The following is a 20,886-nucleotide window of genomic DNA, read 5'->3' as shown; positions in this document are numbered from 1 at the left end:
TGCCCCATAACCGAGGTTCTTGTGGTAAATAAAGTGTTTATTCAGTATAGAAAAAGTAAAGCCGGTGAATTAATTATTGGCAGCTTTGACAAGCAGCTGTGCCTGCTCGACTTTAGATTTAGGAAAATGCGCAGTACTGTCGATACGAGAATAAAGACCGGATTAAACGCAGAGTTTATTGAACAGGATAACGATCTGATTGAAAAAACCTGCGAGCAAATCACCGAGTATCTAAGCGGCAACAGAGCAGAGTTTGATTTGCCGCTACTGCTGGTTGGCAGCGACTTCCAAAAACAGGTATGGCGGCAATTAATGCTTGTACAATACGGTCACTGCGCCAGCTATCTTGAGCTGGCACAAAGCTTAGGCAATGCCAAAGCTGTGCGTGCAGTCGCCAGCGCTAACGGCGCGAATGCCATTGCTTTTATTGTGCCCTGCCACCGAATTATTGGCAGCGATGGCAGCCTAGTTGGATACGGCGGCGGCCTGGCGCTTAAAAAACGCTTGCTGCTTCTAGAAAAAGAAAATAGCTATAACGTTAGCCGATCTGACAATATAAATAAAAATCAATCCGGCGATAAAAACACCTTAGTAGATCAACAACAATTTCGTTTTTAATAACGGCGCAAGTAGTACAGCTGCAGCGCGGCAAAGCTAGTCACCATTAGCGCAACAGCCATAGTCGCCCAAATAGCTTGCGCTGCACTGATCCAAAGCCCACCGGCAATTAAACTTAACGACACCAGCACCCACAGTACATCCCCTGCGATAAAATACCAGATCAGTAATTTTGCAGGCCGCGCGAGCGTCGATGTCCACAGTAAATGCAGGCCATTAAATATAAGTACAATGCCCAACGCGAGTATCACCGCTTTTGGCGCAGCGGCCGACACATCTCGCGCTGCCTGTAAAAAAACCGAGACTGCAGCTGGCATCACAGTAAATATCACTCCGAAAACCAGACAACTCGCAGCATTTAAACGCAGGACAGACTGTAGACTCAACATCGCAAGAACTCCTATGTATACTCGGTTGACACAAACGTATCGATTACAACACACAATGTCAACCAGGTTTACAAAGAAAGGCACCGCAATGGTCGAATCGCTGAGCTTGCAACTCGTGCAGCAGGCCGGCCAGCTCAATGACAGCATCAGCCACTTTTTATCTCAAAAGCTTGTAGCTAAGGGTTATCAGGCAATTACCCCGTCCTTGCTCGGCTTCCTAAGCACCTTGGAGTGCGGTTCAAATTACGGCTCCGAACTAGCCCGAAAACTAGGCGTTTCGCGACAAATGGTTGCCAAAACCGTTAGGGAGCTGTGTGCGCTGGGTTACCTTGAACAGCTCGACGGCCCGGGCAAACAAAAACAGATTGTGTTCACAGACAGGGGCGAACAACTTATCGCGCACGCCAGGCAGTGTTTAGCGGAAATCGATCAAGGCTTATTTAAACAAATGGGCACAGGCCAGGTACAAGCCGTCGTCGAGCAACTAAAAAGCATCAACGCTTATATTGACAGTACAGCGCCGAGCACAAAACCATAGGCCAATAAGCTGCTGCAAAGCACAGAAAAACGTCTGCCCGCAAGAAAGGCGCTACCGAAAATAAAGCGCCGGCAATAATGTCGCTAACAACAATACAAACGATAAAACTTTAGTACAGAGATTCAGCCCGGCTATTGCCGCCGGGATGATTCAAAACACCACAAGCTTATAAGCCGGCCGCGCTAAATGTTGCGCTGACAATGTCTTTGGCTTCATCGAGAATACGCTGTAAGTGCGATTCGCCGAGGAAACTCTCAGCATAGATTTTGTAAATTTCTTCCGTGCCAGAAGGGCGCGCGGCAAACCAGCCATTTTCACTGACAACCTTTAAACCGCCAATGGCCGCATCATTACCAGGCGCGTGCGTTAGCTTTTTAAGAATACTCTCACCGGCAAGTGTTTCGGCTTGGACGTCATCTGCACTTAAGTTTTTCAGCACGTTTTTCTGCGCTGAATTTGCCGGAGCATCAATGCGGCTATAAACCGGAGCGCTGAACTTTTCAGTCAGTTCTAGATAAAGCTCACCGGGGTTTTTGCCTGTTACCGCTTTTATTTCTGCAGCAAGTAAAGCCAGAATAAAGCCGTCTTTGTCGGTTGTCCAAACGCTGCCGTCTTTTCTCAAGAAGCTGGCGCCGGCACTTTCTTCACCGCCAAAACCATAAGTGCCGCCGTAAAGCCCATCGACAAACCATTTAAAGCCGACGGGTACTTCAGCCAGGTCGCGGCCAAGATCGGCGGCAACCCTATCTATCATGCTTGAGCTAACCAGGGTCTTGCCGACAGCCAATTGTGCCGGCCATTGATCGCGGTGTTTAAATAAGTAGTCAATAGCAACCGCAAGATAGTGATTTGGGTTCATCAAACCCGCCGTCGGACAGACGATGCCGTGGCGGTCATAGTCCGGGTCATTGCCCAGGGCGATATCAAACTTGTCTTTCATTTGAATCAAGCCCGCCATGGCGTAGGGGCTCGAGCAATCCATGCGAATTTTGCCGTCTTTGTCGAGGCACATAAACGAGAAAGTCGGGTCAACTTTACTGTTGACCACTTCAATATCTAAATCCCAGGTTTTTGCGATGACCTCCCAAAAGGCCACGCCGGAGCCGCCCATCGGGTCGACGCCAATTTTTACTTTTGCAGCCGAAATGGCCTTCATGTCGATAACACTGCCGAGATCGTCAACATAAGGCTGCACAAAGTCATACTGAGTCACTTGATGCCAGGCGTCGGCAAAAGGCGTTATTTTTACCTCCTGACTGCCGCTGACGATAATGTCGTTGGCGCGCGCCTGAATGGCAGAGGTAATGTCGGTATCCGCCGGGCCGCCATTTGGCGGATTGTATTTAAAGCCCCCATCTTGCGGCGGGTTGTGCGAGGGTGTAATAACTATGCCGTCAGCCAACTCATTGCTGCGGCCCTTGTTGTAACTCAGTATCGCATGAGAAATAACCGGTGTTGGCGTGTAACCGCGGCCCTGCTGCACCACAACATGCACACCGTTGGCGACCAGTACTTCCACTGTTGTCATAAAGGCGCATTCACTCAGCGCATGGGTATCGATACCAACATAACAGGGGCCATCGATGCCGGCTTGCGTGCGATATTCAACCAGGGCCTGACAAATCGCGGCGATGTGCACCTCAGTAAACGACGCGTTGTTGGAGCTACCGCGATGGCCTGAAGTACCAAAACTGACCAAGGTGTCAGCACTCGGGTCTTGCACGTAATAATTACTAACCAGACGGGGAATGTTACACAGGTCTTGATCGAGGGCTAGTTGCCCCGCTCGCGGGTGTAAGCTCATAGAGTGGCTCCTTAGTTAGGCGCTAGTTCGGCGTTAATTAGATGGCTCCCCGGCGCGGGCCGAGAAAAGGCTGGGGGGAGATCAAAAGCGGCGCTATTATAAGTGCTGCCAGCCCGCTAAGAAATTACATGAATCAAATTAAACTCAACAGCCACAGGCAGGCCCTGGTCAACCAGGCGCTGCGCCAGGGTTTACAAGATTATTTTGACGACCGCCGCACGCAGGTCAAGGCTTTTGTCAAACAAGAATTCAGTTACCCGGGCTGCTGGCACAACAACAAACACGCCTTCGGTTGGGACTTATTAAGAGTGCCGCTGAACTTACTGTGGGCGCCACTTTATCTACTTTTACAACTGCTTTGTCTGACACTGAAACACCTCGGCCCGCGGCGTCTGAAACCCTTGGTGACTCAAACCTCGCGCAGGCTTCCGGCGGGCTTTCGCACCGCAGTTCAGCGCTTGCTCAACAACAAGTATCGGCAAGTGTTTGTCGATACCGCCCTGCTCAAACACTATATTTGTGCTCGCCTGGAACAGTTGCCCCAGCGCGAATTTGACGAACAGCAGCAGCTTGAGCTCGAGCGTGAACTCGGTCTTATCGTCGATGACGTGCTCGAGCAGCTTATGCTCAGCCGCACTGCGCACGCGGATATTGGCAACACCGTATTCAGCACCGCCGTCGGCGCCCTCGCGTTTAAGAAATTCACGCCCGGGGGCATTGGCCTCGGCGTGCTTCTGGCAGCACTGTGGGTGCGCTGGCGCGCCGAGCAAGACTTTTGGCTCGGCGAATTTGCCGGCGGCCTCTACTACCGCCTGTTCCCGCCATCGCCAAACCTATACGACCTAGTATTAGCCTGCGCTGCGGTTATGCTTGCGCTGGCCTTTATTGCATCGTTCTCGGGTTTGATTATCGACCCTGTGCTCAGGCTCACCGGCTCCCACCAGCGCCGCCTGAAACGCATGCTCAAACACATGCACAGGGATCTGCTGGCGAGCACCGGCAATCAGTACCGCAGTCTCGACCCTTATATCGCGCGCATACTCGAACTGTTTGACACCGTCAAAGCCCCACTTAGCCTCTAGCGCCGGCCGCTGGTAATCAGCTTAAAAAAACAACACGGGCAACGGCGCTGGCAAAGGCCCTGTGTGCAACCTATGGTTAATAGGTCAGTCATTAGAGCCTTGGTCGGACAGTCGCTTGAGTAAAACCCCACTAAATCTTTTTTTTATCGCTGCACTGGCAGCCCTGCCTGTATGTACAAAAGCGGAGATCAGCACGCGCTTTTCAGGCTTTGGCAGCATAGGTGCGCTGACAACAAATACAGATGAGCTGGGCTTTCGCCGCGATTTTTCAGATCCGTCGCCAAGCTACAGTGACGAAATCAATTTCAGCTCGCTAAGTGTGCTTGGCCTGCAAGCTAATATAAGCCTGCACGATAGTTTTGAATTTGTCGGCCAGCTTGTACTGCGCGATCAACCAGTGCAAAACAGCGACACACTTATAAAAATCGCCGCACTAAACTGGACACCAAGCGAGGAGATTCAATTTCGCTTAGGCCGCTTCTCTCAGCCTTTTTATATGCTCAGTGACAGCCGCCATATAGGTTTTGCCAATTTGTGGACAATGCCCGTACAAGAGTTTTATGCGCCTGTTACCAATAACTTTATTGACGGTGCAGAGCTAAGCTACAAACTCGAATTGGGCGACGGCTTTTTAATGAGCAGCATCAATGGTGGCACCACGCTGGTCAGTATCGAAGACTCCGCTTTAGGCTCGCAAACCCTGGAGATAAAAAATGTGTTGGGCATAAACCTCGAATATCACTACGGTGATATTCAGGCAAGGCTTAGCTGGAATAAAAGCTCGGGGGTTTCACGCTGGGATGAGGTCGACGCAGCCCAAGCGGCTTTAGAACAAATCACGCCGCTGTGGCCGGGCGCAAAAGATTTAAGTGAGCGCCTCTCGTTAGATGAAAATGAACTCAAATATGTCAGCGCCGGCGTCCAATATGACAATGGCCGCTGGCTGCTTATCGGTGAAGCAGGAGAAATTCATTCAAACTCGTTTATTCTTCCCGGAACTCGCATGGCCTATCTAAGCCTGGGTTATCACATCGACTTATTTACTCCCTATATCAGCTACGCAATCACTAACTCCGATGAGTTTTACCTCGAGAGCCCACCGCCGCCGCAAGTCGCCCCACTGGTAGAAACGCTTACCGAAAATGTGAAACAAGGCTGGGATCAGCGCGGCTTTTCAGTCGGCCTGCGCTGGGATTTCCACTTTAATATGGCGTTCAAATTTCAGTGGGATTACAAAAGCATGGACAGGCAGGGTCTAGGCATATGGTTTCCCAATAAAGAGGGCATTTACCCCGATAAAGATGTCGATGCCCAAGTTCTCAGCACACGTTGGGACTTTATATTCTGATGTTTAAGCTCAACCGCTATCTGCATCTAAGCATACTGTCACTGATTTTACTCAGCTCTGGCGCTTGCGCTGACATTTACGTCATTGTCAGTGCGGGCTCAGAGGTGCAAAATTTAAGTAAAAAGCAGTGTATAGATATCTTTATGGGGCGCGCACGAAAGTTTGATAATGGCAAAAAAATAGAGGCCTTTGATCAACCGAAGGGCAGCGCTTTGCGCGAAGAGTTTTACACAAAGTTAACTGGCAAATCGCTGGCTTTTATCAACGCCTACTGGGCCAGGCTTTTTTACACCGGCCGTGTACAGCCGCCAAGTGACCACTTAAAAAGCTCAGAGCAAATCGCGCTGGAAGTTGCCCGCAATCCACGGGCGATTGCCTACGTTGCCGAAGCCCAGCTAAGCGATCAGGTACAAGTGGTATTTACATTAAATGGCAATCAATAACTAAAGCGCTAGCTACTTGGCGTCATCAAACAATAAAACAGCGTTCTTGCCTGATTTTTTCACCATATACATGGCTTTATCAGCTCGCTCAAACAGGGTAGAAAAATCGCTGACTTCAGCACTGCTTATCGCAACCCCAACACTGGCACCGACATAACGCTCACACTTTTCCCCCTGCGCATCTTTCATAAAGATTGGCTTGACGATGCTTGCCAGGATTTTCTCGGCGATTTTTTTTGCCTGGTGCGCATTGACGCCATCCAAAGCGATAAGAAACTCATCGCCCCCCCAGCGCGCGGCGATGTCTGTCTTCCTGACCGAATGACTCAAACGCGCGGCGATAACTTTTAACAGCTCATCACCAGCGTCGTGACCAAAACTATCATTGATGGCTTTAAAACCATCGAGATCAATAAATACAATTGCCACCGGATACTCTTCGCTGTGTGCGCTTAATAAGTGGCGTATTTTTCTCATCGCTGCGAGGCGATTGTATAGCTGGGTCAAGTTATCGTGGTTGGCTTCGTACTCAGTTTTAGCCAGTTTTCGCTTGTGATCCGTCAAATCGAGAATATAGATAAATACGCTCGCCTCGTGCCCCTCGATAATGATTTTGACAAAAGTAAACTTGAAATAGCGGCGCTCGAGCACATCGTCATCACTCGGAATATCCACCTCTATCGAGCAGGGTTGGTCGTAGTCGGGGTGGGCCAGTACTTTAGCTTTGAGCTCATCGGCATTTTCACTAAAAGCGCCCAACCAGTGATCCGAATACAGAGGGCTGCGGTCGTCGCCTGTGGTTTTGCGCACCAGTGCTTCAAACTTGGGGTTACAAGAGCGCAGGCGCAATTTTTCATCGGTTACGCCTAAGTAGTTGGCCGACAGATCAAAAATAAGTTTGACGTGTTTACTTATTTCTTCGGTGCGGCGAGCAAGTATTTGTTCGGAGATAATTTGCTTTTTGGCATTGGCCAGCATCAGGTTGATAACACGGGTGATCACACCGAGCTCATCTTTGCGAAGCCCCTGCTGCAGCATGTGTATCTCGTCGCCAAAATCGACTCGACCGAGCTGCTGGGAGATTTCAGCTATAGGTTTGGTCACCAGCCAGTAGGTAATCAGTGAAATAGCCGCACTGATTAACACGATCACCGCGACCAAAATCAGCGCGGCGTAATAAATCTGCTCGCTAACTTGCTCTTTTAAAAAGTCCCGGCTTTCAAACAGTTCGAGCACACCGACTTCTTCTTGCTCGTCCCAGGGCGAATACACAGCTACGGTATGGGATGCTTCACCCGGGCAAGTCACTCCAGAGCTCAGCGCCATGCTCAAGGTCGTGATGCGTGCGCAGTCGATCACATCATTTAACGCCAGCCCTTCCACAACTTCGCGCGCGAGCTCGGAATCTTCAATATAAGCCGCCGTCGCCGCCATGTTGTACACCGTCGCAACCAGTGCTTCACTGCTGGTTTTGCTGTTTTGTTCCACGCGCTCAAGGATGGAAACGTAGGAGACAAGCGTCAAACCCACGGCAAATATGCAGGCAATCAAGGTGGTATATAGCGCCAGTTTTATACTCAGCTTCATGCTCAGCCGAAGGCTCCAGTGTCGGGCTAGGGGTCAAAGACCGGGACGTAGAATAGTTTAGTTAACTATAGCAGGCCTTGTTTCTGGAACCTGCGGGCATAAAAAAACCGCCCAAAGCCAGAGTCAGCCGGGGCGGTTTTGCAAAGCTAAGAGCGGGCAATTACGCCGATGTTTCTTCGCTTGTCTCTTGTGCCGCAGGTGCGGCGTTGCGAGCGCGCTTTAACACCTCATTCATACTGCCGAGCGAGTGCAAGTGCGCGTGAGCCCAGGCCAGCCAGCCCTTGTTAAACCACTCGTAGACATCTTTTTCATCGAGCTTTTCGTGCAGGCTCTTCTCATTGATGATGTACAGCTCACCGAGATTAATTGTTCCCTGAGGCAGCTTGATACCACCGCTGAACTTTGAAAACAGCTCTTTCTCGGCGGCGGCCTTGCAGAACTCCTCGGTCAAACGAAAACCCTGATCCACAGTTTTCAGAAACTGCACAATATTCTCTAGGGTTTCTGTTGGCTCACCCTCATCGTTCTTAAACAGCTCATCGCCATCTTGCTCCTGCAGATGTGGCGCGTCGGCATCAAACAGCACCACGCCGTCGGAGCTCAACACAAACGGATAGCGGCGCACATACGCCGGAACATAGGCACCTTCCCAGTTACTGCCTAGTTCGTGGCCTTTGCTGCGCAGCGAAAGTATCGCGATGGGCACATATTGCTCTTGAGAATTTTTCACAAAAAAGATGGGGAAGCTGCGGCTGGCTTCAAAAAACTCAAAACCGGCCACTGGCAGGCTGTTGCTGTTTGCAGCAAAATCGTAGTTGTTCTGGCGCTGCAGTTTGATATTTGCGTGCTTTTTCTTGTCCAGGGGCGTGGGGTTGGAATAAAACATCATCGCGGACATAGTTATGATTCTTCTTTTTACTTCGAGTGAAATGAAATGCAGTCAGCGCCAAACGCGTTTGTGTATAACGTTGGTTGGTAGCGCTGGCCACGCCGATGCAAGCGATACTAGCAGGCCTGTTTTAACTGCGGCAAGGGCTTAGCGCAGTACGGCACAAAATAGCGTAAGCGCGCCAGTTATGCTTCGCTGTCAGCGACGAGCATTGAGTCACCCCAGAGGAAAGCATAAGATAGAAGCCCTGCAGATAAGAACTCTGAGTGTCTTTCGAAAAACAGATATAGGGCTGCTGAAGTGCGTTACAGTCTCAGGCAAATCGAAGTGTTCCTCGCCATCGCTCACCACGAGAACGTCAGCCGCGCCGCTGAACAGCTCTCGCTGAGCCAGAGCGCGGCCAGCGGAGCCCTAAAAGAGCTCGAAAACCAGTTTGATGTGCAGCTATTCGACCGCATAGGCAAGCGCTTAAAACTCAACGAACAGGGCCGCCACTTGCGCACCAAAGCCGAATCGCTACTGGCCCTGGCTACCGAACTGCAAGAGGACCTCAGCACCGACCGCGCCCTCGGCAACCTAAAAGTCGGCGCAACTCTGACCATCGGTAACTATTTGTGTGTTGATTTAATCGAGGCCTATCTCAACAAAGCCCCCGATGCCCATATCAATCTCGATATCGCCAACACCGAGCGCATCAAACGCGAACTGCTGAACTTCGATATTGATGTCGGCATGCTCGAAGGGGAAATTCAGCACCCGGATCTCGACATCCACACTTGGCGCGAAGATAAACTCATCTGTTTCTGCGCCCCCGAGCACCCCCTCGCCGCCACCGGTAAGATTGAGCGCGGGGAGCTGCTAAGCCAGGCCTGGGTGCTGCGCGAGATTGGCTCGGGCACCCGGCAGAGTTTTGACCGCGCCGTCGGCGAGCTCGGCCCCCAGCTCAATGTGCGCCTCGAGCTCGAACAAACCGAGGCCATCAAGCGCGCGGTCAGCAAAGGCCTAGGCCTTAGCTGCCTCAGCGAGATCTGCCTTGAACAAGACTTTAAGCGCGGCAACCTTGTCGCCCTGCCCTGCAGTGAACTCGACCTCAGCCGCAAACTCTATCTTGCCGTACACAAACACAAGTACCGCAACGCCAGCCTTGAACAGTGGCTCAAGCTCTGCGAGGCAAGTTAACCAACACTTCAGTTCAGTGATGGTGACCGGCATGTTGTTGATTGTGGCCGTCGGCATCGTAAAAACCACTGGCGCCGTGCTCAACAAAACCGAGGCGTATCATTTTGGCTAAAAAAGGATCGTCTTCACTGTCACCAATATCGGCAAAATCTGTACTGCTATAGTTCGAACGCACAGCAAAAGCCTGATTGATATCAGCGCTGTTACCCGAGAGTGAACGCAACTGCCACTGCTGGATAAGTGGCTCTTGTTCGCCCTCTTTGCTAATTTCATAGCGCGCGGGCAGATTAAAAGCGCTCAGCCACCACAGTGTGAGCTGCATGCCTTCGTGCTTGTCTTGATACTGAACCCAGGCATTGCAGCCTTCACCGCCGCTGTCGAGCTTGTGCATTTTTTCTATGCTCGACTGCGGTAAAAACTGCCAATAACTGCTCCACGCATCTGCCTGCTCGGCAGCATTCAAGTCGCGCACTTCGTACTCTATGCCGCGCTGATAATCATCAAAATACTGGCTGTGCCAAATTCCCTGATTTTTGTCCAGTGCCCAGAACTGAACAATATTTGGCGGCTGGTATTGATGCATAACTTTTGCGCCATTTCGCCACAGGCTTAGTTCACGCTCGTCCTGGCCGTGCAGCTCGTAGCTGGCAACAAGTAGCTCGGGGCTAATATTCTCGCACTGGTAGTCTGCAGCAAAGTCGTGCGTATCAGCGCTGTGTTTTTGACAGCCCAAAACAAGGGCCAGAGAACTGAGAAAAATTAATCGGTGGTACACGTTAATTCCTAGATTAATGCGAGCTTGCCCGGCCTCGGCAAGCGGGAGTAGCCGGGAATAAGCTCATTAACCCTAAGAGCCCCGCAGGGCTCTTAGGGTCTGTTGACACTAGTTTGTGTCGCTTAAGTGACTTTTTTATTAAGCCTTAAAGTTTGGCATCCGCCCTGGCAACAAGATCGGCAGCAAAATCCATAACATGGAAAATAATGCTCTGCTCGTTGGTGCCGGAAACTAACGACGCACCCGGGCCCATCGCGTAGATGCCCACATCTTCACCGGCGTGAGTTTCCGCGCTCTTCGGTACCAGTGCCTCCTGGTGGAAACCGCTGCTAGTCGTATCTACTTCAGATAAATCCTTGCGACCGGCATTGCCATCTTCGCCGTAGGTTCTATCGGCGTTGGTCTCAGCACCATAGTTGCGCATGCCGCGACCATTGGTGTAGCCGAGCGTAGTGTAGGGCATGTCATCGCTAGCGAGTGCTGGCTCTGTCTTACCCACTTCAACCACTTTGCCGAGTATCGGGTTGCCGCGTTTTGGATAACCGGCAATGGTGAAAACGTGGCTGTGGTCAGCAGTGACAATAATCAGTGTTTCCTCAGGGTTTGTGGCATCAACGGCCGCTTGCACTGCATCGGCAAAAGCAATGGTATCCGTCAGCGCGTTGTAGGCACTGCCGGCGTGGTGGCCGTGGTCAATACGGCCGGCCTCGACCATCAGGAAAAAACCTTCATTGTTGTTATCGAGCACATCGATGGCGGCGGCCGTCATCTCAGCGATAGAGGGTTCACCGAGGCTATCGTTGCTGCGGTCGGCTTCGTAGCGCATGTGGCTCTCTTCGAATAAGCCAAACAGACGTGGTGTTGCGTCGAGATCCAAGGCGCTGAGCTCGGCTGCGCTATTGACATACGCACCGTCGCTGTAGGTCGTTTTCCACTCAGCGGTTAGATCGCGGCCGTCACTGCGATCGCCCTCTTCACCGGCCGATTCAGCCTTCTCGACATTAAAGGCCACATCCTTGGGCAGGAAGTGACGGCGACCTCCGCCCATTGCCACTTCAATACCGTCGACATCCAAACCCTGGTAACGCGCTTCGAGGTTTGCTTCAAAATTTACCAGCTGGCTGGCGATATCTTCACAGGCCGCGCGCTCGGGGTTCTCGTCAATTTTCATATCAGAGATATCTTCCCAGTTGCGATCGGCGCTCTTAGCGTAAGTGGCCGCTGGCGTTGCGTGAGTAATACGCGCGGTACTGACGATGCCCGTGCTCATACCGGCAATTTCAGCCAGCTCAAGTGCGCTGACTAATTCATTACCAGCAACACTTGTACAATCACCGCGAACAATGTCTTCATCGACACCGATAACACCGACATCGGTTTTAACACCGCTAACCATCGCCGTCATGGTGCCGGCAGAGTCGGGTGTCTGGGCGTCAACGTTATAGGTTTTGGCCAAACCGGCAAACGGGAACTTACCAAAACTCAGCACATTTTCTTCACCCATCATGGCCTTCTGCTGACCTTCAAGTATGCGTGCAGCGGTAACCGTACTAACACCCATGCCATCGCCAACAAACAAAATCACGTTTTTGGCTTTGCCTCGGTCCGCCGCAACGTCGTAGCTAGGCGCAGCGGCAACATTGGCGGCCGCATCTTTGTACCAGTCATTGGCAAGGGTATTGTTAAAAGCCTGCGAATCAGAGAGCGACGGGCTAACTTCCGGGCTCGGGCTTACCACTGGGCTTGGGCTTACCACTGGGCTTGGGCTTACCTCTGGGCTCGGGCTTACCACTGGGCTTGGGCTTACCTCTGGGCTCGGGCTTACCACTGGGCTCGGGCTGGCCCCCGGCTTAGGGTCATCATCGTCACCGCTACAGGCTGAAAGGACAATAACAGCGGCAGACAAAAGGCTTAACGTAAACTTCTTATTCATGGTTGTCTCCTTATTCGCTGTCCAGCTCAAGCGCTTCGTTAATCAGGTGATATACAAGGTTTTGCTCAATAGTACCGGCCGCTTTGTAAGCACCGGGCCCCATCGCGTGCAAGCTAATATCTTCACCGGCGTGCGTTTCTGAGCTTTTGGGCACCAGGGCTTCCTGGTGGAAACCGGGGGCGGTGGTGTCGATGGCCGATAAATCGTGGCGACCGGCATTGCCAGCCTCACCGTAAGTTTTATCGGCATTCGTCTCCTGGCCGTAGTCGCGCATACCGAGACCGTTGGTATAACCAAGGGTGGTATAAGGCATGCCGTCGTCAGCCAGTGCCGGCTCGTCTTTACCAACTTCAACAACTTTGCCGAGGATGGGGTTGCCGCGCTTTGGATAACCGGCGATGGTAAATACATGGCTGTGATCGGCGGTGACCAAAATTAGTGTTTCCGAGGCGTCGGTAGCGTCAACAGCCGCCTGCACCGCATCGGCAAACGCGATGGTATCGGTCAGTGCGTTGTAAGCGCTGCCGGCGTGATGGCCGTGATCGATACGGCCGCTTTCAACCATCAGGAAAAAACCCTGATCGTTGTTGTCGAGGATGTCGATGGCCTTGCTTGTCATTTCGGCAATGCTGGGCTCGCCGAGCTGATCATTTTTCCTATCGGCTTCGTAGCGCATATGGCTTTCGTTAAACAGTGCAAAAGCGCGCTCGGTGCTATCGCCATCAATAGCGTCAAAGTCAGACTGACCGTTGACATAAACACCATTTGGATAAAGCTGTTGCCACTCGGCGGTTAAATCACGACCGTCGCTGCGGTCACCCTCTTCACCGGCAGACTGTTCTTTCTCAACGTTAAACGCCGAATCTTTGGGCAAAAAGTGGCGACGACCACCGCCAAACGCCACCTCAATACCGTCGACGTCGGCACCGGGGAAGCGCGCTTCGAGACTTTTTTCAAAGTTAATTAATTGCGAAGCGATATCTTCACAATCTTTGCGCTCTGGATACTCGTCAATTTTCATATCAGAGATATCTTCCCAGTTGCGATCAGCGCTCTTGGCATACGTCGCCGCTGGCGTCGCGTGCGTGATACGGGCTGTCGAAACAATACCGGTGCTCAAACCCTTGAGTTCAGCCAATTCCAGTGCGGTGACAACTTCATTGCCAGCCACCGTGGCGCAATTGCCGCGCTCGATATCTTCATCGACACCGATCACCCCGACATCCGTTTTCAAACCGCTAATCATGGCCGTCATGGTGCCGGCCGAATCAGGCGTTTGCGCGTCGACATTGTAGGTTTTTACTAGCGCGGAATACGGGAAGCGCTCAAAGCTTAAATACCCTTCTTCACCGCTTTCCCCCTGCATCTGACCTTCAAGTATGCGCGCCGCCGTCAAGGTCGATACGCCCATACCGTCACCGACAAACAAAATGACATTTTTTGCTTTGTCGCTCTGAGTTCGCTGCAGCTTAGCTTCAATTTTTGCCTGTGCATCGCTGTACCAAGCCGAGCTCGTCTGCGAGCTCGGCAGGACCTGCGCCTGAACACCGGCACTAACAGCCAGTGCCAGAGCACTTAAGGTGGCTATGCCTTTCATCTTCCACTCCGTCTATGTAATTAAGCGCTTGTGCGCGGTAAAACTCTCGCCCACTTCAACTGAGTTTGAGCAGCTCAGCCCCCGATAAAACAACCAAGCTTTCTGAGCGAAGAAAATAGCGCCACTTCGTGTCAGAGCGATGCAGCTTTTGTTAAAAACACGCTACAAATCTGTGATATTTTTATGAAATTGCTACAAAGTATCTTTTTTTGAGAGGCCACGCCCAATTCCCCCAAAAGCCTTGTAACAGTTGACATACAGAGTTTTAACGCGATCTCAAAACGACACAAAAAACTTCATCTGGCCGTCACAGATGTGTCATTTCTTCTACCTAGACTGGCGCGCGGACAAACCGACCTTAGGTGCCTTATGCCTTATTGCCTTAGGCCAACAAAAGGGCCAACAAAAGGCCAATAAACACAGGGCACTTGTTTTTACGCACTTACTTTGTGGATTAAAGGGGACAACAAGATGTATCAACACAACCTACTGAGCAGCGCTATTCGCCGCGCCTTACTTGTGGCCGTGCCAAGCTTGGCACTGCTTGCTTGTAGCGGTGACGATGGCAAAGACGGATCAAACGGCGCCGCGGGTGCAGCTGGCCCTGAAGGCGTCGCAGGCCCTGAAGGTGCAGACGGTAACGATGGCCACGAATCCAGCCTGTTAACTCCGGGCCTGACCCGCCTTGCCACAGTGCCGGCTGGCGCCGAAGTTACCGGGGCCTTCCTCAGCGAAGACGGCGATCTGTTTTTTAACGTACAGCACCCCGAAGATACCAACGAAGCGCAAGACGCTGACGGCAAGGTATTTAACACCGGTACTGTCGGTGTACTGACCGGTGTCAACATCAACAAGCTGCCCAAAAACTTGGTTTCAGTCGGGGTGCCGCGCACGGAACAAGAGCAAGAAACCGTGCAAGTTGCCTATGGCCAGTACCAGGTGATTGCGCAGACTGGCGATACCTACAACAACAAGCTCGCTCAGGGCCTCGGTCATATCCTCGACGCCAGTGGCGAAAACGAAGTGGCCATCATCGATTCACCGGACTTTAACGGCTATATCGAAACTGCGGACAACGAAGGTTATCTATTCACCAACTGGGAAAGTGTGCCCGGCGGTGTCAGCCGCTTGAAGATAATGAAAGACGCCGATACCGGCCGCTGGTCAGTCGATGAAGACGACGTAATGATGATCGACTTTGGCAAGTACGGCACCATCGCCAACTGCTTTGGCTCTGTTTCACCGTGGGGCACGCCGCTGACCTCTGAAGAGTGGGGCAACTTTGGTGACAACACGACAGACTGGAACAACCCAGCCGCTGAAGACAAATACAAAAACCGCGACACGCTGGCCAAGTACACAGATAACGATGCCGCCACAGCCGATGATGCAGACGTATTCCCGAATACCTATCGCTACCACTATATTGTCGAGATCACCGAGCCGAGCTCTGCTGCGCCAGTTCCGGTCAAGCACTACGCCATGGGCCGCTTTGAACACGAAAACTCTATCGTGATGCCGGATCAGAAAACGGTTTACCTGAGCCAGGATGACACCAACGGTGTGTTCTTTAAGTTTGTTGCCGACAATGAAGCCGACCTTAGCAGCGGTACCTTGTACGCCGCAAAGCTGACTCAAGATAAAGGCAGCAACGAACCACTGACCACCGGCTTTGACATCGAGTGGAAAAAGCTCGCCCACGGCAACAACAGTGAAATTGAAAGCTGGATCGCCGAGTACGACAACATCAACTACAGCAGTTTTGTCGAAGGCCAAAGCAATTACCTGACCGATGCAGACGCCGAGGCCTGGGCCGCAGGAGAGACTAACTACCCCGTCACCAACGACGGCGGCAGCTCAGTAACTGCAGGTAAAGCTATGGATGACCGCATTGCCTTTCTCGAATCGCGCAAAGCTGCGCGCGCGAAAGAAGCCACCGCCGAGTGGCGCAAGTTTGAAGGTATCTACATTAACCCCAAACGCGCTGAAGAAGCCGTTGAAGGCACGGACTTGGTTCCCGGCGAAGATGTTAAAGACGCCTACGTATATTTTGCGATTGCCGACCTCGATAAAGGCATGATCGACGACGAAGGCGACATCCAACTGAGCTCGCGCGTAAAAGACTGCGGCGGTGTTTACCGCATGCGCCTTGAAGCAGACTACGACGTTAAGCGTATCGAGCCTGTGGTAATGGGTTCAACCTACCGCTCAACGCTTGAGGGTGCCGAGCGCTGCGACGTCAATGCCCTGAGCCAACCGGACAACGTTATTGTTATGGACGACGGCCGCATCATCATCGGTGAAGACGGTTTCCAGGACAACAACACCCTGTGGCTCTACAACCCCAAAGTTAACGACTAATACTCTGTCTTAACTGCCTAATAAGGAGGGCTTCGGCCCTCCTTTTGCCTTTTCTGGTTGCGCGCTCAGACCCAGCCGCAGCTAAAAACTCAGTTATAAAACTCAGCATGAAAATTCAAATATTGTTCCGCTCCTGGGCTCCTGCGCTTGTTGTTGCCGCACTAACTAGCCCTTTTTTACAACAGGCTCACGCACAAACTGCGCCGACTCAGCCGGCCTACCAACAAGGTGAAGCTATTCCCGCACTTGCCTATGTCGAGCACGGTGAAATCTACAACCCCGAGGCGCCGATACCGCCGCAGTGCTATACAAAAACCGACGGCGTGCACAACCCCTGTTATGTCTGCCACCAGACTTACAGCGACGAGCAGCGAACAAATATGATGCACGACGGCTTTCAGCAGGGCAGCTACGCTTTTTCCGAAGCCGGTGAAACAAACAGCTGGTCAAACCTGTTCAAAGATAGACGTCAAGCCATCGCCGAAGTCAGCGATGAAGAAATCTTAGAGTACGTACGCGAGGATAATTACAGCGAGCTCATACGCTGGATGAAAAGCGATCAATGGCAGGGTGTGGTGCCGGAAATTAACAACCTTGCCAGCGGCGCAGCGGCCTTTGATAAATACGGCCTCGCCCTCGATGGCTCGCGCTGGGTGGCCTTTAACTACAAACCCCTGCCGAGCACTTTTTGGCCCACCAACGGCTCAAGCGACGATACCATGATCCGCCTCGCACCGGCATTTTCTGAACAAAACGGAGAGTTTAACCGCGATCTGTATTACGCCAATTTAAGCCTGTTGGAACTCGCGATCAGCGGCCTGCAAAGCATCGATACCCCCGAGCTTGATGAAACCAAGCTTGGCGCCGACCTGGACGGCGACGGCGAGCTCAGTATCAGCACGCATATTCAGCGCCGCGACAACTACCTCGGCGATGCCAGCGCCATCGCACTTAGCCATATGCTCTACCCCCAAGGCACCGAGTTTTTGCATACCGTGCGCTATATCGACGTCGATGAGCAGGGCAATACCAGCCCGGCAGCGCGCATGAAAGAAGTGCGCTACATGGTTAAAAAGAGCTTTAAGCCGCGCAACGCCTTAGTCAACCGCTACTACGGTGAATTCAAAGAAAAGCACTTCGAAAACCTGCCCAGTGCCGTCGATAAAAAACACAAAGGTATCAGCAATAATTTTGGCTGGTTATTGCTCGGTTTTATCGAAGATGAACAAGGCCAGCTGCGCAAGCAGCACCGCGAAGAACAATTTGCCTGTGTCGGCTGCCACAAAGCGATCGGCTCAACCATCGATCAGACCTTCGGCTTTCCGCGCAAAGTCGCCGGCGCTAAAGGCTGGGCTTATATCGACCTAAAAAGCATCAAAGACGTACCAAATATCGGTGAAAAACAAGGTGAATTTTTAACCTACCTAGAGCGCGTTGGCGGCGGCGACGAGTTTCGCCAAAATGACGAAATGCTCGAGCGCTGGTTTGACAGCAAAGGCCAGGTAAACAAAGCTGCGGTGCTCAGCACCAAAAGTATTTACGAGTTGATTAGCCCATCGCGTGAGCGTGCGCTGGCTTTAAACAAAGCTTATAGAGAAGTGGTTAAAGAGCAGAGCTACCTCTACGGCCGCGATGCCGTGCTGGCACCGGCAACAAATGTATTAAAGCAGGTGAATACCGAACAGGCGCCACTTAAACCCGAACACCGATATCAGTGGGACATCCGCCTGAACTGGCAAGAAGCAGAAGCTGTTATCAGCGATGCCGACTCGTCGCTTTAATTTAGCGACAACAGCACCTAACATAGCGGAATCAGCAACCAGGATTCCGCTATGACTCGCTCCTTCCCTACCGCGCGCCTGCGCCGCAATCGCTTTAGCGATTTCAACCGCCGTTTAGTGCAAGAAAACAGCTTAAGTGCCAGCGATTTAATTTACCCACTGTTTATCCTCGACGGCCCCGGCAAAGAGCGCCAGGCAATCACCAGCATGCCCGGCCAGGAGCGCCTACGCATCGACAGTTTACTCGAAGAGGTTGAGCTATTGCTCAAGCTCGGCATCCCGGCAATTGCGCTGTTCCCAAATACCGATGAAAGTTTAAAAACACTAAAGGGCGAAGAGGCACACAACCCCGACGGCCTAGTGCCGCGCGCTGTGCGGGCGGTGAAAAAACACTTTCCGGAAATGGGCATTATCTGCGACGGCGCCCTCGACCCTTATACCTCTCACGGTCAAGACGGCATTATTAATGACGACGGCTATGTCTTAAACGACGAGACCGTCACCGCATTGCAACTGCAGGCGCGCTGCAATGCCGAAGCTGGCGCCGACGTGATTGCACCTTCGGATATGATGGACGGCCGCATAGGCGCCGTGCGCGAAGCACTCGACACCCACGGCCTGATTAATACCGCCATTTTGGCCTACAGTGCCAAATACGCCTCTAATTATTACGGCCCTTTTCGCGACGCCGTCGGCTCGGCGAATAATCTCGGCAAAGCCGATAAACGCACCTATCAAATGGACCCGGCCAACAGCGACGAAGCCCTGCACGAGGTTCAACTCGACCTCAACGAAGGCGCCGATATGGTCATGGTTAAACCCGGTATGCCCTATCTCGACATCGTTCGCCGAGTAAAAGAAGAATTTAAAGTACCTACCTTTGCTTACCAGGTCAGCGGCGAATACAGCATGCACAAACTCGCCATCGACGCGGGCTATTTAAACGAGGCGGTGGTGATGGAAAGCCTGCTGTGTTTTAAGCGTGCCGGTGCCGATGCCATTTTGACCTATTTCGCCAAAGATGCCGCCCAGCTGTTAAATAACTAAAGCAGAGCACGCTTCTACAAGACAAGTGCAGCAAAATGTAAAAATATATTTGTGCTGCACTTGTCTATAGTTTTTAAGCCTTATCGCGCACTTGTGCCGCTTAAGCCTCTGGCAGCTTTGCCATCATATCGCTAATTGCACTTCGCAAATGTTTGCTATTCGCCTCGGGGCTACTTTCAACAATGGACGACGCCGTGCCCTGCCAGATCATTTGTTTTTTACTGGCATCAACTAAGTCGACGAGCAGTGTTCCATCTTCGTATTGATTGACGTCGATATCACCATAACCGCCCCAGGGCCCATATAAACCAGCGCGCAATGGAAAAATCGGCATCATTGCCGGCTCGCTATCGACGTTCATTTTTTCTTTGGTGGTTGTCGTGAAATTCACCAACATCGATGGGTTTTGCTCTTGATAGACATAACCTTTTGCCTCAAGAGCACTGCGCGTTGCATCTTTTAAAGTCTGCGTCACCAGCGATGAATAACCATTCTGGTCAGTACTTAGTGGTGAAAAAAAACCAAAGGTTTGGTAGCGGGACATATCAAGCCCCGGAGAACTTTGAGTTTGCACAACGGGGTTAGTTGTACACGCGACCAGTAATACCAATGTCACACAAAACACGCTAACTAAACTGAGAGAGTGCTGCTTAACCATATTCATTCATCCCTTTACGAATCCCAACAAATACCTTGCGCTTACAATCTAACCACATTTACTTTACTATGCAATCAATGTGGTTGAGCTAAAAACAGGGATTTATTAGCGATGATGGCACTATTGTTTGGCTTATTCTTAGCCGTACTTTTTTTACTGATCTTTAATAAGTGGCGCCCCGCCGCTTTTACTTTTGTTTTTGCCTGTATTGCCAGCAGTTTGTGGTTTATGCATCACGCCTCTGACCCGCTGAATATTTTGCTTTAAAACCGAAATAGACTGGAGCATACGGTGACTCAAAATTTATCAAGGTTGCTCAATACCTTAGGCGCTATTGCCATAGCATTTATCTTAACCTACGCCTTTTTTGATCAATTCTACGCAAACGACCTACCCTGCCCACTTTGCTTATTGCAGCGCGTCGCTTTTATTGCCGTACTAACTACCTTGATCGCCAACGTTATTTACGGCCCCAAATTAATTCACTACAGCGCTATGATACTCAGCGCATTTATGGGCGCGACGTTTGCGTTAAGGCAAGTATCTTTACACGTGATTCCCGGCACCCCAGGTTACGGTGAACCATTTTTAGGCATGCATTTTTATACCTGGGCTTTTGTTGTCTTTGCGCTGGTTATTCTCGGCGCCACGGTGATGCTCAGTTTTAACAAACAATACCAAAACTCAGGCTACTTACCATTCGGTAAACAAAGTGCATTAGCAAAAATTGCGATAGCTTTGGCCGTGTTGGTTTGCAGCGCAAATATGCTTGCCGTTTTTATTGAGTGTGGCCCTTTAGAGTGCCCGGCCAATCCAGAGCACTACAAACTCCTAAATACAGATAGTTAGCGGGAAAT

19 protein-coding genes are annotated in these 20,886 nt (G+C 51.5%); 11 read left to right on the top strand and 8 right to left on the bottom strand.

The genetic code is table 11. The annotated features are described in order from the left end of the window. The first annotated feature begins 33 nt into the window (after positions 1–33). Positions 34–618 carry a methylated-DNA--[protein]-cysteine S-methyltransferase gene (locus CFK45_RS18810; protein ID WP_275655698.1) on the top strand — a complete coding sequence of 195 codons (585 nt, stop codon included), beginning with the start codon at positions 34–36 and terminating at the stop codon, positions 616–618. Here the strand turns inward: CFK45_RS18810 and CFK45_RS13710 are convergent. After that, positions 615–935 (bottom strand): hypothetical protein, encoded by a 321-nt coding sequence (locus tag CFK45_RS13710; RefSeq protein ID WP_096087012.1) that lies wholly within the window; start codon positions 933–935, stop codon positions 615–617. The two genes, CFK45_RS18810 and CFK45_RS13710, sit on opposite strands and share 4 nt — an antisense overlap. 160 nt (positions 936–1,095) lie before the next feature. On the opposite strand from CFK45_RS13710, the gene CFK45_RS13705 reads away from it, so the two are divergent. Further along, entirely contained in the window at positions 1,096–1,545 is a 450-nt protein-coding gene (locus CFK45_RS13705) for a MarR family winged helix-turn-helix transcriptional regulator (protein ID WP_096087011.1), read from the top strand. A 166-nt stretch (positions 1,546–1,711) separates the two neighbouring features. Here CFK45_RS13705 and pgm read toward each other — a convergent pair whose 3' ends face one another. Continuing rightward, positions 1,712–3,349 carry a phosphoglucomutase (alpha-D-glucose-1,6-bisphosphate-dependent) gene (pgm, locus tag CFK45_RS13700; RefSeq protein WP_096087010.1) on the bottom strand — a complete coding sequence of 546 codons (1,638 nt, stop codon included), beginning with the start codon at positions 3,347–3,349 and terminating at the stop codon, positions 1,712–1,714. Positions 3,350–3,477: 128 nt separating this feature from the next. Between pgm and CFK45_RS13695 the strand changes: the two genes are divergently transcribed. The 3 genes from CFK45_RS13695 (at position 3,478) to CFK45_RS13685 (ending at position 6,222) form a co-directional block, all read left to right on the top strand. Further along, positions 3,478–4,431 carry a DUF6635 family protein gene (locus CFK45_RS13695; protein WP_143247592.1) on the top strand — a complete coding sequence of 318 codons (954 nt, stop codon included), beginning with the start codon at positions 3,478–3,480 and terminating at the stop codon, positions 4,429–4,431. Positions 4,432–4,546: 115 nt separating this feature from the next. Beyond that, a complete protein-coding gene (locus CFK45_RS13690; RefSeq protein WP_096087008.1) occupies positions 4,547–5,779 on the top strand; it encodes a hypothetical protein in 1,233 nt (410 codons plus the stop codon). Further along, positions 5,779–6,222, top strand: coding sequence for a type 2 periplasmic-binding domain-containing protein (locus tag CFK45_RS13685; RefSeq protein ID WP_096087007.1), 444 nt, complete (start codon positions 5,779–5,781; stop codon positions 6,220–6,222). Before CFK45_RS13690 ends, CFK45_RS13685 begins: the two co-directional genes overlap by 1 nt. Positions 6,223–6,234: 12 nt before the next feature. Here CFK45_RS13685 and CFK45_RS13680 read toward each other — a convergent pair whose 3' ends face one another. Continuing rightward, positions 6,235–7,809, bottom strand: a complete 1,575-nt coding sequence (locus CFK45_RS13680) for a GGDEF domain-containing protein (protein WP_096087006.1) — start codon at positions 7,807–7,809, stop codon at positions 6,235–6,237. A 160-nt stretch (positions 7,810–7,969) separates the two neighbouring features. Continuing rightward, on the bottom strand, positions 7,970–8,707 hold the full coding sequence (locus CFK45_RS13675) for a SapC family protein (protein ID WP_239923688.1): 738 nt from the start codon (positions 8,705–8,707) through the stop codon (positions 7,970–7,972). A 291-nt stretch (positions 8,708–8,998) separates the two neighbouring features. Between CFK45_RS13675 and CFK45_RS13670 the strand changes: the two genes are divergently transcribed. Further along, positions 8,999–9,877: a LysR substrate-binding domain-containing protein gene (locus CFK45_RS13670; RefSeq protein ID WP_096087004.1), complete on the top strand. Its 879-nt coding sequence runs from the start codon at positions 8,999–9,001 to the stop codon at positions 9,875–9,877. 13 nt (positions 9,878–9,890) lie between these two features. Here the strand turns inward: CFK45_RS13670 and CFK45_RS13665 are convergent, their stop codons facing one another. From CFK45_RS13665 to CFK45_RS13655, 3 genes are all read right to left on the bottom strand, one after another. Further along, entirely contained in the window at positions 9,891–10,652 is a 762-nt protein-coding gene (locus CFK45_RS13665) for a hypothetical protein (protein ID WP_096087003.1), read from the bottom strand. A gap of 145 nt (positions 10,653–10,797) precedes the next feature. Further along, positions 10,798–12,585: an alkaline phosphatase gene (locus tag CFK45_RS13660; RefSeq protein WP_096087002.1), complete on the bottom strand. Its 1,788-nt coding sequence runs from the start codon at positions 12,583–12,585 to the stop codon at positions 10,798–10,800. Between the two features lie 10 nt (positions 12,586–12,595). Then, positions 12,596–14,182, bottom strand: coding sequence for an alkaline phosphatase (locus tag CFK45_RS13655; protein ID WP_096087001.1), 1,587 nt, complete (start codon positions 14,180–14,182; stop codon positions 12,596–12,598). A 471-nt stretch (positions 14,183–14,653) separates the two neighbouring features. Between CFK45_RS13655 and CFK45_RS13650 the strand changes: the two genes are divergently transcribed. The 3 genes from CFK45_RS13650 (at position 14,654) to hemB (ending at position 19,371) form a co-directional block, all read left to right on the top strand. Then, positions 14,654–16,543: an alkaline phosphatase PhoX gene (locus CFK45_RS13650; protein WP_096087000.1), complete on the top strand. Its 1,890-nt coding sequence runs from the start codon at positions 14,654–14,656 to the stop codon at positions 16,541–16,543. A gap of 107 nt (positions 16,544–16,650) precedes the next feature. Next, positions 16,651–18,324, top strand: a complete 1,674-nt coding sequence (locus CFK45_RS13645; RefSeq protein WP_143247591.1) for a hypothetical protein — start codon at positions 16,651–16,653, stop codon at positions 18,322–18,324. Between the two features lie 51 nt (positions 18,325–18,375). Beyond that, positions 18,376–19,371, top strand: coding sequence for a porphobilinogen synthase (gene hemB, locus CFK45_RS13640; protein ID WP_096086998.1), 996 nt, complete (start codon positions 18,376–18,378; stop codon positions 19,369–19,371). A gap of 100 nt (positions 19,372–19,471) precedes the next feature. Here hemB and CFK45_RS13635 read toward each other — a convergent pair whose 3' ends face one another. Further along, positions 19,472–19,987 carry a DUF4136 domain-containing protein gene (locus tag CFK45_RS13635; protein WP_158224709.1) on the bottom strand — a complete coding sequence of 172 codons (516 nt, stop codon included), beginning with the start codon at positions 19,985–19,987 and terminating at the stop codon, positions 19,472–19,474. Positions 19,988–20,140: 153 nt separating this feature from the next. Here CFK45_RS13635 and CFK45_RS18920 point away from each other — a divergent pair, with 153 nt between their 5' ends. Further along, on the top strand, positions 20,141–20,296 hold the full coding sequence (locus CFK45_RS18920; RefSeq protein ID WP_414630756.1) for a DUF5993 family protein: 156 nt from the start codon (positions 20,141–20,143) through the stop codon (positions 20,294–20,296). A gap of 24 nt (positions 20,297–20,320) precedes the next feature. After that, entirely contained in the window at positions 20,321–20,878 is a 558-nt protein-coding gene (locus CFK45_RS13630) for a disulfide bond formation protein B (protein WP_096086996.1), read from the top strand. Positions 20,879–20,886: the final 8 nt, after the last annotated feature.

Origin of the sequence: Agaribacterium haliotis, from assembly GCF_002312815.1 — a bacterium.
Taxonomy (GTDB): domain Bacteria; phylum Pseudomonadota; class Gammaproteobacteria; order Pseudomonadales; family Cellvibrionaceae; genus Agaribacterium; species Agaribacterium haliotis.
This window is presented reverse-complemented; position numbering and strand designations above follow the sequence as displayed.